Genomic DNA, 14,801 nt, shown 5'->3' with positions numbered 1-14,801 from the left:
GGTTCTGCAGTCATGGCTGTCTACGCACTCGGCGAGCGTGTCCCCGATATCCATCCCGACGCGTGGGTTCACCCCGACGCGGTCGTGATCGGCAACGTCACCCTCGGTGCCGGTGCCTCCGTGTGGCCCTCGGCGGTGCTGCGCGGGGACTACGGCACGATCACCGTGGGGGAGAAGACCAACATCCAGGACGGCACGATCATCCACTGCACCGCGATCGAGGCCACCGTCATCGGCGCGCGGTGCGTCGTCGGGCACAACGCGCACATCGAGGGCTCCACGATCGGTGACGGCGCGCTGATCGGCTCGGGTTCGCTCGTCCTCAACGGATCGGTCATCGGCGCCGGAGCGCAGGTCGCCGCCGGCGCCCTGATCCCACCGCGCTTCGAACTTCCGCCCCGCCGCATGGCGATGGGCATCCCCGCGAAGGTCCGCGAGGGCTACGAGATCCCCGAGAACAAATTCGACCCCAACGCCGAGATGTATGCGGCGAACGCCGCCTACTACCGGACCGCTCTCCGCCGCATCGACCAGGAGTGACAGGTGGCCGACACCGTCGACACACAGTCCGCGGACGGGGGAGCGGACGAGCCCCGTGCCGGTCGGCCCCTGTCCGAACTCGTCGACCCGGGCTGGGCGCGAGCACTCGAACCCGTCGCAGGTGACATCAGCGCGATGGGGCAGTTCCTCCGCGCCGAACTCGCCGCGGGCCGCAGTTACCTGCCGTCCGGTCCGAACGTGCTGCGTGCCTTCACGCAGCCGTTCGAGTCCGTCCGCGTCCTGATCGTCGGGCAGGATCCCTATCCCACTCCGGGTCACGCTGTGGGACTGAGCTTCTCGGTGGCTCCGGCCGTCCGGCCGATCCCGCGCAGTCTCGCCAACATCTACCGCGAGTACACCGACGATCTCGGTCTGCCGCAGCCCTCCACGGGCGACCTGTCGCCGTGGACCGAGCACGGTGTCCTGTTGCTCAACCGGGTCCTCACCGTCGCGCCGGGCCAGCCGGCCTCGCACCGCGGCAAGGGCTGGGAGGCCGTCACCGAGCAGGCGATCCGCGCGCTGGTCGCGCGCGGTACCCCGCTCGTCGCGATCCTGTGGGGCCGCGACGCGGCGACCCTCGAACCCATGCTCGGTGGTGTGCCCACCGTGAAGTCGGCGCACCCGTCCCCGCTGTCGGCCTCACGCGGATTCTTCGGGTCGCGTCCGTTCAGCCGCGCGAACGCCCTGCTCGTCGAGCAGGGCGGCGAACCGGTGGACTGGCGACTGCCCTGACCACCGATCCGCCGCCCGGATGTCAGGCGCGGGCCGAATCCCAGTCCGGACGCCGCTTGGCGACGAAGGCGTCGACACCCTCGATACCCGTGGGCGTCGTCGCGGCCGCGGAGATCGAGGCGGCTTCGGCATCGAGGTGGTCGGACAGCGATCGTCCGGCCGAGCCCGCCACGAGCGAGCGGATGGCGGCGTAGGACTGCGTGGGGCCGTGCGCGAGGGTTCGTGCGAGTCGCAACCCTTCGCTTTGGATCTCGCCGTCGGCGACGAGCCGGCTGAGCAGACCCAGGCGCACGGCTTCGTCGGCGCCGATCACGGCGTCGGTCATGATGATCTCCCGTGCCCGCGACGGGCCGACGATCCGCGGCAGCGTCCACGACATGCCGCCGTCGGGGGAGAAGCCGATCGACGGGTACGCGGCGCGCATCTTCGTGCCGGGGCCGGCGAGCGCGATGTCGGCGAGCAGCGCCAGGCTCATGCCGGCGCCGGCGGCCCAGCCGTGCACGGCGGCGACGACCGGCACGGCCGCCTTCTCCAGTGCGCGCACGAAGTCATGGAAGAGGTTCGCGATCTCGAGCAGGTGGGCGCCACGGTCCTCGGCCGCGGCGAATCCGTGGACGTTGCCGCCCGCGCAGAAGTTCGCACCCTCACCGACGAGCAGCACGGCGCCGATCTCCGGGCCTGCCGCACGCAGGGCTGCGATGCCCTGCTCCATCCCTGCGGGGGACAGGGAGGTGCCGTGCTCGGAGGTCGCCACGGCGATCCGCAGGACGCGGTCCTCCACGCTCACCAGTGAACGGAGAGAGTCGCTGTCGGGGAAGGAAACTTGGTTCTCGGTCATTCCCGCACGATATCGGGCCGCAGGATCGAACGGCGAAGGCCCCCTGCGCAATCAGCGCAGGGGGCCTTCGCGACGACTCGACCGGGAATCAGCCGCGGACGACCTTGCCGGCCTTGAGGCAGGAGGTGCACACGTTCATCTTGCGGGTGTTGCCCGGTGCAACCTGAGCGCGCACGCTCTGGATGTTCGGGTTCCAGCGACGGTTGGTACGCCGGTGCGAGTGCGAGACCGACTTCCCGAAGCCGGGGCCCTTGGCGCATACGTCGCAGACGGCAGCCATGTCGCGAACTCCTTGTGTCTAGTGGATAGATCTTCTGTCTGTTGTTTCGCCTTGCGAACACGGGGAACGAGCCGCCCGTGCGAGGCAACCCGGCAAGCTTAGCGAACTCGAGGGCGGTTGGCCAAACCGGACGGTGCGACGACTCGCGGCTAACCTGTGCGCCAGGGCTCGGCACCGTGCGCAACGGTACCGATCGCAGAGGTGGACGATGCTCGCAGGACGAGGCGAAGGGGGTGGAATCGTTGCTCGGAGCCGAGGACACGGTGGACGGGCGGGCGCTGCGCCGGTGGGTCGAGTTCGGTGTGGAAGCGCTCGAACAGCGCCGAGCGGAGATCAACTCGCTCAACGTCTTCCCGGTGCCCGACGGGGACACCGGAAACAATCTGCTGATCACCCTGCAGGCCGCGGCGGCCCGGATCGGCGGGCCCGTGGACGGCGCGCTCACCGCATCCGACGTCGCCGAAGGGCTCGCGCGTGGTGCTTTCGCCGGGGCGCGGGGCAATTCCGGGATCATCCTGGCACAGGCACTGCGCGGTCTCGCCGACGCGATCGCGGGACTGACGACGGTCGGCGCCCGGGACCTCGCCGCCGCCTTCTCCAACGCCGCGACGCTCGTGACCGGAGCGCTCAGCGCACCCGCGAAGGGCACCATCGTCAGCGTCCTCGAAGCTGCGGCCGAGGGCGCGACCCGCGTCGCCTCGGAGACGGATGCGACCGTGTGCGATGTCGCCGTCGCGAGTGCCGACGCCGCCGCCGACGCGCTGCAGCGCACCACCACCCAGCTCGACGTCCTCGCCGAGGCAGGGGTCGTCGACGCCGGCGGCCTCGGCCTGCTCGTGCTGCTCGACTGCCTGGTGGAGGTCACCACCGGAATACGGCCCGATCGCCGGATGGTGCTCGCCGGCACCTCGCGGCCTGTCGTCGAACCCGAGATCGTCGACGAACGTCACGACAGCGACCAGCAGGAGTACGAAGTGATGTATCTCGTCGGGAATTCCGACGACGCGCGCATGGATGCCTTGAGGTCCTCGCTCGACGCGCTCGGCGACTCGGTCGCGATCGTTTCCGGGGGATCGGGGTGCTGGTCCGTTCACGTGCACTGCTGCGAGCCCGGAGCTGCCGTGGAGGCCGGTCTCGCGGCGGGTTCGCTGAGCCGCATCGACATCACGTGCTTCGCGCTCGAGTCCGCGCGTCGCGGGTGCGGCGACGGTCCCGTGGCGCTGGGCACGGCTCCCGCCCGGGTCCGTGCCGAGTCGGCGGAGGAACAGTCCCGGGCGGTCCTCGCAGTGGTGGGCGGCGAGGGCGCGGCCGAACTGTTCGAGGCGGAGGGTGCCCGGGTGCTGCGGGCCGAGGAGATCTCAGCCCCGGACGAACTGCTCGAGGCGATCCGGGCACTGCCGAGCCGGGACGTCCTGGTGCTGCCCAACGGTGCGCTCTCCGCGCAGGACGTCGTCGCCGTGGGCGCCCGGGCGCGGCGGGACGACCGTGACGTGATGTTCCTGCCGTCCTCCTCCGTCGTCCAGGGGCTGGCCTCGTTGGCCGTGCACGATCCGATGCGCGCGACGGTCGACGACGCCTTCGCGATGTCGGAGGCGGCGTCGTGCGTGCGCTGGGGATCGCTGCGGTACGCGAACGAACGCGCGCTGACCTGGGTCGGAACGTGCGAGCCCGGCGACAGTCTCGGACTGGCCGGCCATGATGTCGTAGTGATCGAGCATGATCTGGTGACAGCGGGAGCGTCGCTGCTCGACAGGATTCTCGCCGCGGGCGGCGAGCTCGTGACGATGCTGGTCGGCGCCGACGCCCCCGACGGACTCGTCGAGCAACTGGCCGCCCACCTCGATCGCCGTCACCCGGAGATCGACGTGGTGGTCTACCAGGGCGGTCAGCGCGGCGACCTGCTGCAGCTCGGCGTCGAGTAGCCGGTGCGCCGCGAGGCCACCGCAGGAGTAGCGGAAGGGACGGCAGTGGCGACACTCGCGGACCGGCTCGATCATGTCCTCGGCCGCAAGACGGCGGACGCCTTGCACGACGCGTTCGGGATGACCACCGTCGAGGATCTACTGAGGCACTATCCGCACCGCTACGCCACCCAGGGCGCCGAACTCGGCGAGAGCCAGCCCGCGGAGGGCCAGCACATCACGATCATCGCGCGGGTCGAGTCGGCGCAGGAGGTGCCGATGAAATCCCGCGCCGGCAAACGCCTCGCGGTGCGGTTGCGCTCCGATCGCCACAGCATCGACGTCACCTTCTTCAACCCGCACCGGGTCAAGCACAACATCAAGCCCGGCGTGCGCGCGATGTTCTCCGGCACCGTGAAGTACTTCCGCGACAAGTGGAGCCTGACCCATCCGAGCTATCTCGTGCTGCCCGAACCGCGCGACGCCGAGGACCTGGTCTCGGCGACCCCCGCGCGGGTGCGGGGCGCCGGCGCCCTGGCGGGTCTCGCCCGCACCGCGCAGGACGGATCGGGAGTCGACATGTCGGTCTTCGACCGCGCGCTGATCCCGATGTACCGCGCGACCCGCGAGGTCGAGTCGTGGACCGTCATGCGCTGCGTGCGGCAGGTGCTCGACCAGCTCGACCACGTCGACGATCCGCTGCCCGAGTGGGTGCGCGACGAGCACGGCTTCGTGGGCCTCGACGAGGCGCTCCGCTCGATCCACCTGCCCGACACGAAGCAGGAGATCGACCGGGCACGCGACCGTCTGCGGTTCGACGAGGCCGCCGCGGTGCAGCTCGTGCTCGCCGGACGCCGGCACGACGTCGAGGTGCGGTCGGCGCCGTCCTGCCCGCGCCGCGAGGGCGGGATCGCCGACGAGTTCGACCGGCGGCTGCCCTTCGAACTGACGGCCGGGCAGCTCTCGGTGGCCGACGAGATCGCGGCCGATCTCGCACGCGAACACCCCATGAACCGGCTGCTCCAGGGCGAGGTCGGTTCCGGCAAGACCATCGTGGCGCTACGGGCGATGCTGCAGGTGATCGACTCCGGTCGGCAGTGCGCGTTGCTCGCACCCACCGAGGTGCTCGCGGCGCAGCACGCGCGCTCGCTCACGAAGATGCTGGGCGATCTCGCCGCGGCGGGCGAACTCGGCGCTCACGAACTCGCCACCCGCGTGACCCTGCTGACCGGCTCGATGGGGGTCGCACGCAAGCGGGCCGCGCTCAACGAGGCGGTGACGGGCGACGCCGGCATCGTCATCGGCACGCACGCGCTGATCGAGGACACGGTGCAGTTCTTCGACCTCGGCCTGGTGGTGATCGACGAGCAGCACCGCTTCGGTGTCGAACAGCGCGACGCACTGCGCTCGCGGGGTCGCGACGGCGCGTCCCCGCACGTGCTGGTGATGACCGCAACACCCATCCCGCGCACCATCGCGATGACGGTGCTCGGCGACCTCGAGGTCTCGACCCTGCGCGAACTCCCCAGAGGACGGTCGCCGATCGTCAGCCGCGTGGTGCCGGCGAAGGTGCATCCGAAGTGGGTCGACCGCGCGTGGGAACGCATCCGCGAGGAGGTCGCCGAGGGGCGGCAGGCCTACGTGGTGTGTTCCCGCATCGGCGACGGCGATTCCGACGACGACGCGCTCTTCGATCCGGACGGGCCCGAGCCGTCGGGATCGGGGAAGGGCAAGCAGGCCCCGCCCGAAACCGTCTCTGTGCTCGAGCAGTTCGAGTTCCTCACTTCCGGTCCGCTGCGGGATCTGAGGGTGGGGCTGCTGCACGGTCGCCTCCCCGGCGACGAGAAGGACGCGGTGATGCAGGCCTTCAACGCCGCGGAGCTCGACGTGCTCGTGTGCACGACCGTCGTCGAGGTCGGTGTCGACGTGCCGAACGCGACCGTGATGGTGATCGTCGATGCCGACCGGTTCGGTGTCAGCCAGTTGCACCAGCTGCGGGGTCGCGTCGGTCGTGGCGGCCATCAGGGCCTGTGCCTGCTCGTGACCGACGCGAAGCCCGCGACCCCGACGATGATGCGGCTCGAGGCCGTCGCCGGCACCACCGACGGTTTCGAACTCGCCCAGCTCGACCTGCAGTTGCGCCGGGAGGGTGACGTCCTCGGCGTCGCCCAGTCCGGCACCGTGTCGACGCTGCGGTTACTCTCGCTCGTCGACGACGCCGACGTCATCGAGGCGGCTCGCGACTTCTCCCGGACGGTGACGGAGAAGGATCCTGGCCTCGAACACCACCCGGGGCTCGCAAGCATGGTGCGGGCCGCGCTCGACGCCGAGCGCGTCGCCTATCTCGACAAGTCCTGAGTTACGTTCCGTACACCGTGCCGCAGAACCCGCGGTGAGGTTTCGGTGGCCGTGCCCGGCATGTTGACGCCGTGTTACGACGGGGCCGACTGCATCGTTCCAGTCGTGCCATCCGGGCGCCTTGTCCCACGATGTGGAACGCGCGTCGAAGGCGGCATGTTACGTCGCGGTACCGTCGACCAATGTTCTCGAAAGTGCTTGTCGCCAACCGTGGCGAGATCGCGATCCGCGCATTCCGTGCCGCCTACGAACTGGGCGCCGGGACGGTCGCGGTGTTCCCGTACGAAGACCGGAACTCCCTGCACCGGTTGAAGGCCGACGAGGCCTATCAGATCGGTGAGGAGGGGCACCCGGTCCGCGCATATCTGTCGGTCGAGAAGATCGTCGAAGCGGCCGTGTCGGCCGGTGCCGACGCGATCTACCCCGGCTACGGCTTCCTCTCCGAGAATCCGGACCTCGCCGCGGCGTGCGCCGAAGCGGGCATCACCTTCGTCGGTCCGTCGGCGGAGATCCTCGAACTGACGGGCAACAAGGCCCGCGCGATCGCCTCGGCGAAGGCCGCCGGCCTCCCGGTGCTGGCGTCGTCGGAGCCGTCGTCGGACGTCGACGAGCTGGTCGCCGCCTCGGAAACGATGAACTTCCCGGTCTTCGTCAAGGCTGTCGCCGGCGGTGGCGGACGCGGCATGCGCCGGGTCGCCGAGCCCTCCCAACTGCGCGAGGCCATCGAAGCCGCCTCCCGCGAGGCCGACGCGGCCTTCGGTGATCCCACCGTCTTCCTGGAGCAGGCCGTGGTCAACCCGCGGCACATCGAGGTGCAGATCCTCGCCGACAAGCACGGCAACGTCATCCACCTGTACGAGCGCGACTGCTCGGTGCAGCGCCGCCACCAGAAGGTCATCGAGCTCGCCCCCGCCCCGAATCTCGATCCCGAGCTTCGCGACCGCATCTGCGCCGACGCCGTCGCCTTCGCCAAGGAGATCGGCTACCAGTGCGCGGGCACCGTCGAGTTCCTCGTCGACGAACGCGGCAACCACGTGTTCATCGAGATGAACCCGCGTATCCAGGTCGAGCACACGGTCACCGAGGAGATCACCGACGTCGACCTCGTGCAGTCCCAGCTGCGCATCGCCGCAGGCGAGTCGCTCGAGGAACTGGGCCTGTCGCAGGAGGGCATCACCATCCGCGGCGCGGCGCTGCAGTGCCGCATCACCACCGAGGACCCGGCCAACGGGTTCCGTCCGGACACCGGCCGCATCACCGGCTACCGCACTCCGGGCGGTGCCGGTATCCGTCTCGACGGCGGCACCTCGGTCGGCGCGGAGATCTCCGCCCACTTCGACTCGATGCTCGTCAAGCTCACCTGCCGCGGCCGCAACTTCGAGACCGCCGTCGCCCGCGCGCGCCGCGCGGTCGCCGAGTTCCGTATCCGCGGTGTCGCCACGAACATCCCGTTCCTGCAGGCGGTGCTCGACGACGAGGACTTCCGCGGCGGCAACGTCAACACCTCGTTCATCGAGGAGCGCCCGCACCTGCTGACTCTGCGCTCGTCCGCCGACCGCGGCACCAAGATCCTGCGGTACCTCGCCGACGTGACGGTGAACAAGCCGCACGGCGAGCGCACCACGACGGTCTACCCGCACGACAAGCTGCCCGCGATCGACCTGAACGCCGAGCCGCCGGCCGGTTCGCGTCAGCGTCTGCTCGAGCTCGGACCCGAGGGCTTCGCCCGTGCGCTGCGTGACCAGAAGGCGATCGGCGTCACCGACACCACCTTCCGCGACGCCCACCAGTCGCTGCTCGCGACCCGCGTGCGCAGCAAGGACCTGCTGACGGTGGCCGGGCACGTGGCCCGGATGACGCCGCAACTGCTGTCGATCGAGGCGTGGGGCGGCGCGACCTACGACGTCGCACTGCGCTTCCTGCACGAGGATCCGTGGGAGCGGCTCGCGGCGCTGCGCGAGGCGATCCCGAACATCAACCTGCAGATGCTGCTGCGCGGACGCAACACCGTCGGCTACACCCCCTACCCGGAGGCCGTCACCCGCGCCTTCGTGCAGGAGGCCACCGACACCGGCATCGACATCTTCCGTATCTTCGACGCGCTGAACAACGTCGACCAGATGCGTCCGGCAATCGACGCGGTGCGCGAGACCGGCACCACCCTCGCCGAGGTCGCGATGTCCTACACCGGCGACCTGTCGAACCCGAACGAGTCGATCTACACGCTCGACTACTACCTGCGTCTGGCCGAGGAGATCGTCGAGGCCGGTGCGCACGTCCTGGCCATCAAGGACATGGCGGGTCTGCTGCGCGCCCCGGCCGCCGCGACGCTCGTGTCGGCGCTGCGGAGCAACTTCGATCTGCCGGTGCACGTGCACACACACGACACCCCGGGCGGTCAGCTCGCCACCTACCTTGCGGCCTGGCACGCCGGTGCCGACGCCGTCGACGGTGCGTCCGCGGCGCTGGCCGGTACGACGAGCCAGCCCGCCCTGTCGGCGATCGTCGCCGCCGCGGCGAACAGCGAGTTCGACACCGGTCTCGACCTGCAGGCCGTGTGCGATCTCGAGCCGTACTGGGAGGCGCTGCGCAAGGTGTACGCACCGTTCGAGTCGGGGCTGCCCGCACCGACCGGCCGCGTCTACACCCACGAGATCCCCGGCGGTCAGCTGTCGAACCTGCGCCAGCAGGCCATCGCGCTGGGCCTCGGCGACCGATTCGAAGAAGTCGAGGCCGCCTACGCCGGCGCCGACCGCCTCCTGGGCCGCCTGATCAAGGTCACGCCGTCGAGCAAGGTCGTCGGCGACCTCGCGCTGCACCTCGTGGGCGCGGGCGTCTCGGTCGACGACTTCGCCGCCGAGCCCGGCAAGTACGACATCCCCGATTCGGTGATCGGCTTCCTGCGCGGCGATCTCGGGACCCCGGCCGGCGGCTGGCCGGAGCCCTTCCGCAGCAAGGCGCTGTCGGGCCGCGCCGAGCCCAAGCCGATCACCCCGCTCGCGTCGGAGGAGGAGAAGGCCCTCGGCGGTTCGTCCGACGAGCGTCGCCGCATGCTCAACCGCCTGCTCTTCCCGGGCCCCGCGAAGGAGTTCGAGCAGCACCGCGAGACCTACGGCGACACCACCGAGCTGTCGGCCAACCAGTTCTTCTACGGTCTGCGGCACGGCGACGAGCACCGGGTGCGCCTGGACAAGGGTGTCGAACTGCTCATCGGCCTCGAGGCGATCTCCGATGCCGACGAGAAGGGTTACCGCACGGTCATGTGCATCCTCAACGGGCAGCTGCGCCCGGTGTCGGTGCGCGACCGCTCGGTGGCCGCGGAGACCCCTGCCGCGGAGAAGGCCGACCGCAACCATCCCGGTCACGTCGCGGCGCCGTTCGCCGGCATGGTCACCCTCGTCGTGTCCGAGGGCGACAGCGTCTCGGCGGGCGACACCGTCGCCACGATCGAGGCCATGAAGATGGAGGCCGCGATCACCGCGCCGCGCGGCGGCCGCATCACGCGCGTCGCGATCGGGCCGGTGCAACAGGTCGAAGGTGGCGACCTGCTCGTCGAGGTGTCCACGGGAGACAGCGCCGAGTGACACGGATCGTCGCCGGCCGGGCAGGGGGGCGGCGCCTGAAGGTGCCGCCCCGCGGAACCCGGCCCACCTCCGAACGGGTGCGCGAAGCCCTGTTCAGTTCGCTCGACGCACGCATGGACATCGACGGGGCCGCCGTCCTCGACCTCTACGCGGGGTCGGGGGCGCTCGGCCTCGAGGCGCTGTCCCGCGGCGCCGAGCACGCGATGCTCGTCGAGTCCGACGCGAAGGCGGCGGGCGTGATCCGCGAGAACATCGCGACCGTCGGACTGTCCGGTGCGGTGCTGCGCACCGCACCGGTATCCGCCGTGCTTGCGGGCACCCCCGACCGCGTCTACGACCTCGTCCTGGCCGACCCGCCCTACGCCGTGACCGAGGAGGCCGTCACCGGCGTGCTCGGGACGCTGGTGTCCGGAGGTTGGGTCGAGGACGGCTCGATCGTCGTGGTCGAACGATCGTCGCGATCACCGGAAACGGTGTGGCCGCAGGGATTCGAGGTCGGCAGGTCGAAGCGCTACGGCGAGACGAGAGTGGAAATCGCCACCTGCTACGGTGCTGGGTCATGAGCCGCGCGGTCTGCCCAGGATCCTTCGACCCGGTCACCAACGGACACCTCGACGTCATCGGCAGGGTCTCGGCCCAGTTCGACGAGGTCGTCGTGACCGTCACGATCAATCCCAACAAGCAGGGGATGTTCACGATCGACGAACGCCTCGAGATGCTCACCGAGGCCACGTCGCACCTGCCGAACGTCACGGTCGACGCCTGGCAGGGCCTGCTCGTCGACTACGCCCGCGAGCGGGGGATCACCGCGATCGTCAAGGGCCTGCGCGGCGCCAACGATTTCGACTACGAGCTGCAGATGGCGCAGATGAACCACAAGCTCACCGGCGTCGACACGCTGTTCGTCGCCACCAACCCGGTCTACAGCTACCTTTCGAGCTCGCTCGTCAAGGAGGTCGCGACCTACGGTGGCGACGTCTCCGAGATGCTGCCGGGCTCCGTGCACGATCGTCTGCTCACGCGCCTGGCCGAGCGGGCCGCCGCGAAATAGACCGGACCCTCCGCACGGCCTGTGACGGCCGTATCCCGACACACCGAGCGCAGGGCACACGAGCGTGCCCTGCGCTGCGGCAGACTGGACGGCGGCGCGGCCGCACCGGTCGTGTCGAGCGAGTGATTGGGGTTGGGCGTGTACCGGGTATTCGAGGCACTCGACGAGCTGGTCGCAATCGTCGAAGAGGCACGTAGCGTTCCGATGACGGCGAGCTGCGTGGTACCGCGCGGCGATGTCCTCGAATTGCTCGACGACGTGCGCGATGCGCTGCCGCCCGAACTCGACGACGCGCAGGACGTCCTCGATCACCGTGACAAGCTGATCAACGACGCGCGGGCTCAGGCCGACAAGACGGTCGGGGACGCCGACGAGGAGGCACGCACCCTCCTCGAGGACGCGCGCGCCGACGCCGACCGCATGCTCGCGGACGCGAAGGCCCAAGCGGACCGGATGGTCAAGGAGGCCCGCGCCCACGCCGAGGAACTGGTGCGCGATGCGCAGGCCGAGGCCGACGATCTCGTCGCTGAGGGCAACAAGCAGTACGAGAGCGTGACCGGGCGTGCCCGCGTCGAGGCCGACCGTCTGGTCGAGTCCGGGCAGGCGTCCTACGAGCGTTCCGTGGCCGAGGGCGAGGCCGAGAAGGCACGTCTGGTGTCGCAGACCGAGGTCGTGCAGGCCGCACACGCCGAGTCGGCGCGTGTCATCGATTCGGCCCACGCCGAGTCCGACCGTCTCCGGACGGAGTGCGACGAGTACATCGACGGCAAGCTGGGAGAGTTCGAGGAACTGCTCGGCACCACGCTGCGGTCCGTCGGCCGCGGCCGGCAGCAGCTGCGGCTGTCGGGTGCTCCCGACTTCGCGGAGGCCGACCACCGGGCGAGCCGTCGCCGCTGACCCGCGGGATTTTCGCTCCTGCCGCCCATCGCGTATCATGGAGCGGTTGCCCTATCACGACCGAGTCGTGTCCTGCGTCGTCCGAAGAAGGTGAGTTCCCCGTGTCCACCCGTGATTCCAGCACGTCCCGTTCCGGCCGGGACTCGGGGCTGGTGTTCGACACGCTCTCCCTGGGTCGCCGGCCCGGTTCGATGCGTACGGTCGAGCGGAAGGTGCCGTCACCCTCGCGCATCGGGCTCGATCTGATCGCGATCGAGGAAGGCTCCGAGATCGATCTCGATCTCCGCCTGGAGTCGGTGTCCGAGGGCGTCCTGGTCACCGGTAGTGTTCGTGTCGACGCCCTCGGCGAGTGCTCTCGATGCCTCGAGTCGTTCACCGAGCCGGTGGACGTGTACCTCACCGAGCTGTTCGCCTACCCGAACAGCGTCACTGAGCAGACCACCGAGGACGACGAGGTGTACCGCGTCGAGAACGATCTGATCGATCTCGAACCGGTCCTCGTGAACGCGGTTGGTCTGGAACTTCCGCTGCAGCCGTTGTGTAGTGACGACTGTGCGGGATTGTGCCCCGAATGCGGCATTCGCCTGGCGATTGCAGAATCCGGGCACCGTCATGAGACAATGGATCCTCGCTGGGCTGGGTTGGCAGCCAAGTTCGGCGCGGGCTCCGAAGAACCCAGCAGTCAAATCGACAGCTCGAACAACGAGGAGAAGTAGACGTGGCCGTCCCCAAGCGCAGAATGTCGCGTTCCAACACCCGGTCGCGGCGCAGCCAGTGGAACACCACTGCGCCGACGCTCGTCACCTGCCCGAACCGGGGTTGCGGAGAGAAGAAGCTGCCCCACGTGGCGTGCCCGTCGTGCGGCACCTACAACGGCCGTCAGGTGACCGCGCCCGTCTAATCGGTATTCACGTGACGAGCAAGTCCTCCGAAACAGCTACCGAGGGCGGCGAAGAGAGCCACGAGTCTCTCCTCGCCGCCCTCGGCGTGCCTCTGGACGCAGAACTCCTGTCCTTGGCGCTCACCCACCGCTCGTACGCCTACGAGAACGGCGGATTGCCCACCAACGAACGTCTCGAGTTCCTCGGCGATGCCGTCCTCGGGCTCGCGGTGACCGAAAAGCTCTACCTCACCCACCCGGACAAGTCCGAGGGCGAACTCGCCAAGATCCGCGCGAGCGTTGTCAACATGCACGCGCTCGCCGAGGTGGCGCGCGGCCTCGGAGAAGGCGGGCTCGGAGTGCATCTCCTGCTCGGCAAGGGCGAGGAACTGACGGGCGGACGCGACAAGGCCAGCATCCTGGCCGACGGAATGGAATCGCTCCTCGGCGCCGTCCATCTCGCGCACGGCATCGACGTCGCGCGCGAAGTGGTTCTGCGCCTGTTCGCCGCACTGCTCGAACGCGGCCCGCGCCTCGGTGCCGGTCTGGACTGGAAGACGAGTCTGCAGGAACTCACCGCCGAGCGCGGTCTCGGTGTTCCCGCCTACGAGATCACCGCCACCGGTCCGGATCACGACAAGGAATTCACCGCCACCGCCCTCATCGGTGGCAATCCCTACGGCACCGGTGTCGGACGCACCAAGAAGGAAGCCGAGCAGAAGGCCGCGTCGGCCGCATGGAACGCGCTGACCGAGGGCACTGCTGCCGAGACCGGTGATGCCGGGGCTTCCGACCAGCAGTCCGGATCCGCCGACACGCCCACCGAGGACAACTGACCGCAGGTGCCCGAACTTCCCGAGGTCGAGGTGGTCCGTCGCGGACTCGACGCGCACGTCGTCGGCGCGACGGTGGATTCGGTGCAGGTGCTGCATCCCCGTGCCGTCCGCCGGCACGAACCCGGTCCGCGTGATCTCGCACTGCAGGTGACCGGTCAGAAGGTCGCCTCGGTCGAGCGCCGCGGCAAGTACATGTGGCTGGTGCTCGAGCCGGCCGACCTGGCCCTCGTGGTGCACCTGGGAATGAGCGGGCAGATGCTCGTGCAGCCGCCGAGCGTCCCCGACGAGAAACACCTGCGTATCCGCGCCGTCCTCGACAACGGCGCCGATCTGCGTTTCGTCGACCAGCGCACCTTCGGAGGCTGGGCCCTGGCGCCGCTCGTGGAGGTGGACGGCGATCGACTGCCGCTGCCCGTCGCGCACATCGCCCGCGACCCGATGGATCCCCGGTTCGACCCGGATGCGGTCGTGGCCGTGCTGCGCACCAAGCACACCGAGATCAAGCGTGCGCTGCTCGACCAGACCGTCGTCTCCGGCATCGGCAACATCTACGCCGACGAAGCGCTGTGGCGCGCAAGGATTCACGGCAACCGGCCCACCGACGCGCTGTCGCGTCCGAAGCTCCGGTCGGCTCTCGATGCGGCCACCGAGGTGATGGCGGAGGCCCTCGGGCAGGGTGGTACGTCGTTCGACGCCCTGTACGTCAACGTCAACGGGGAGTCCGGCTACTTCGAGCGTTCCCTGAACGTCTACGGACGCGAGAACGAGCCGTGCCGACGCTGCGGCGCGCCGATCCGCCGCGAGAAGTTCATGAACCGCTCGTCGTACAGCTGCCCGAAGTGTCAGCCACGACCGCGAACGACCCGGTAGCGCACGCGCATACCGGGCCGTTCGGAAAGGTGGT

The 14,801-nt window shown here is 69.6% G+C and carries 14 protein-coding genes; 12 read left to right on the top strand and 2 right to left on the bottom strand.

The window, feature by feature from the left end:
- The first annotated feature begins 12 nt into the window (after window positions 1–12).
- The gene (locus ACQR3U_RS01750) at window positions 13–540 is read left to right on the top strand and encodes a gamma carbonic anhydrase family protein (protein WP_006551198.1); all 528 of its coding nucleotides are present in this window, start codon (window positions 13–15) and stop codon (window positions 538–540) included.
- 3 nt (window positions 541–543) lie between these two features.
- Complete coding sequence (locus tag ACQR3U_RS01745) at window positions 544–1,272, top strand: uracil-DNA glycosylase (protein WP_230809541.1); 729 nt, start codon at window positions 544–546, stop codon at window positions 1,270–1,272.
- A 22-nt stretch (window positions 1,273–1,294) separates the two neighbouring features.
- Here ACQR3U_RS01745 and ACQR3U_RS01740 read toward each other — a convergent pair whose 3' ends face one another.
- On the bottom strand, window positions 1,295–2,110 hold the full coding sequence (locus tag ACQR3U_RS01740) for an enoyl-CoA hydratase/isomerase family protein (protein WP_006551200.1): 816 nt from the start codon (window positions 2,108–2,110) through the stop codon (window positions 1,295–1,297).
- 88 nt (window positions 2,111–2,198) lie between these two features.
- Window positions 2,199–2,390: a 50S ribosomal protein L28 gene (gene rpmB, locus ACQR3U_RS01735; protein WP_006551201.1), complete on the bottom strand. Its 192-nt coding sequence runs from the start codon at window positions 2,388–2,390 to the stop codon at window positions 2,199–2,201.
- Window positions 2,391–2,623: 233 nt separating this feature from the next.
- Between rpmB and ACQR3U_RS01730 the strand changes: the two genes are divergently transcribed.
- The 10 genes from ACQR3U_RS01730 (at window position 2,624) to mutM (ending at window position 14,767) form a co-directional block, all read left to right on the top strand.
- Window positions 2,624–4,312, top strand: coding sequence for a DAK2 domain-containing protein (locus tag ACQR3U_RS01730; RefSeq protein ID WP_033096480.1), 1,689 nt, complete (start codon window positions 2,624–2,626; stop codon window positions 4,310–4,312).
- Window positions 4,313–4,357: 45 nt separating this feature from the next.
- Window positions 4,358–6,649, top strand: coding sequence for an ATP-dependent DNA helicase RecG (gene recG, locus ACQR3U_RS01725; protein WP_033096481.1), 2,292 nt, complete (start codon window positions 4,358–4,360; stop codon window positions 6,647–6,649).
- 182 nt (window positions 6,650–6,831) lie between these two features.
- Window positions 6,832–10,233, top strand: coding sequence for a pyruvate carboxylase (locus tag ACQR3U_RS01720; protein ID WP_230809540.1), 3,402 nt, complete (start codon window positions 6,832–6,834; stop codon window positions 10,231–10,233).
- Window positions 10,230–10,796 (top strand): 16S rRNA (guanine(966)-N(2))-methyltransferase RsmD, encoded by a 567-nt coding sequence (rsmD, locus tag ACQR3U_RS01715; RefSeq protein WP_006551204.1) that lies wholly within the window; start codon window positions 10,230–10,232, stop codon window positions 10,794–10,796. Before ACQR3U_RS01720 ends, rsmD begins: the two co-directional genes overlap by 4 nt.
- On the top strand, window positions 10,793–11,284 hold the full coding sequence (gene coaD, locus ACQR3U_RS01710) for a pantetheine-phosphate adenylyltransferase (protein ID WP_006551205.1): 492 nt from the start codon (window positions 10,793–10,795) through the stop codon (window positions 11,282–11,284). Before rsmD ends, coaD begins: the two co-directional genes overlap by 4 nt.
- 138 nt (window positions 11,285–11,422) lie before the next feature.
- Complete coding sequence (locus ACQR3U_RS01705; protein WP_006551206.1) at window positions 11,423–12,181, top strand: DivIVA domain-containing protein; 759 nt, start codon at window positions 11,423–11,425, stop codon at window positions 12,179–12,181.
- A 101-nt stretch (window positions 12,182–12,282) separates the two neighbouring features.
- Window positions 12,283–12,897, top strand: a complete 615-nt coding sequence (locus tag ACQR3U_RS01700) for a YceD family protein (protein ID WP_006551207.1) — start codon at window positions 12,283–12,285, stop codon at window positions 12,895–12,897.
- 2 nt (window positions 12,898–12,899) lie between these two features.
- On the top strand, window positions 12,900–13,082 hold the full coding sequence (gene rpmF / locus ACQR3U_RS01695; RefSeq protein ID WP_006551208.1) for a 50S ribosomal protein L32: 183 nt from the start codon (window positions 12,900–12,902) through the stop codon (window positions 13,080–13,082).
- An 11-nt stretch (window positions 13,083–13,093) separates the two neighbouring features.
- Window positions 13,094–13,897, top strand: a complete 804-nt coding sequence (rnc, locus tag ACQR3U_RS01690; RefSeq protein WP_006551209.1) for a ribonuclease III — start codon at window positions 13,094–13,096, stop codon at window positions 13,895–13,897.
- Between the two features lie 6 nt (window positions 13,898–13,903).
- Window positions 13,904–14,767 (top strand): bifunctional DNA-formamidopyrimidine glycosylase/DNA-(apurinic or apyrimidinic site) lyase, encoded by an 864-nt coding sequence (mutM, locus tag ACQR3U_RS01685; RefSeq protein WP_230809539.1) that lies wholly within the window; start codon window positions 13,904–13,906, stop codon window positions 14,765–14,767.
- Window positions 14,768–14,801: the final 34 nt, after the last annotated feature.

Origin of the sequence: Rhodococcus sp. IEGM1339, assembly GCF_050321925.1 — a bacterium.
Classification (GTDB): domain Bacteria; phylum Actinomycetota; class Actinomycetes; order Mycobacteriales; family Mycobacteriaceae; genus Rhodococcus; species Rhodococcus pyridinivorans.
This window is presented reverse-complemented; position numbering and strand designations above follow the sequence as displayed.

Excerpts from the sequence above, each read along its gene's own strand:
- ACQR3U_RS01750 (WP_006551198.1), top strand. The coding sequence starts at position 13 with ATGGCTGTCTACGCACTCGGCGAGCGTGTCCCCGATATCCATCCCGAC.
- ACQR3U_RS01740 (WP_006551200.1), bottom strand. The coding sequence starts at position 2,110 with ATGACCGAGAACCAAGTTTCCTTCCCCGACAGCGACTCTCTCCGTTCA.
- rpmB (WP_006551201.1), bottom strand. The coding sequence starts at position 2,390 with ATGGCTGCCGTCTGCGACGTATGCGCCAAGGGCCCCGGCTTCGGGAAG.
- ACQR3U_RS01720 (WP_230809540.1), top strand. The coding sequence starts at position 6,832 with ATGTTCTCGAAAGTGCTTGTCGCCAACCGTGGCGAGATCGCGATCCGC.
- coaD (WP_006551205.1), top strand. The coding sequence starts at position 10,793 with ATGAGCCGCGCGGTCTGCCCAGGATCCTTCGACCCGGTCACCAACGGA.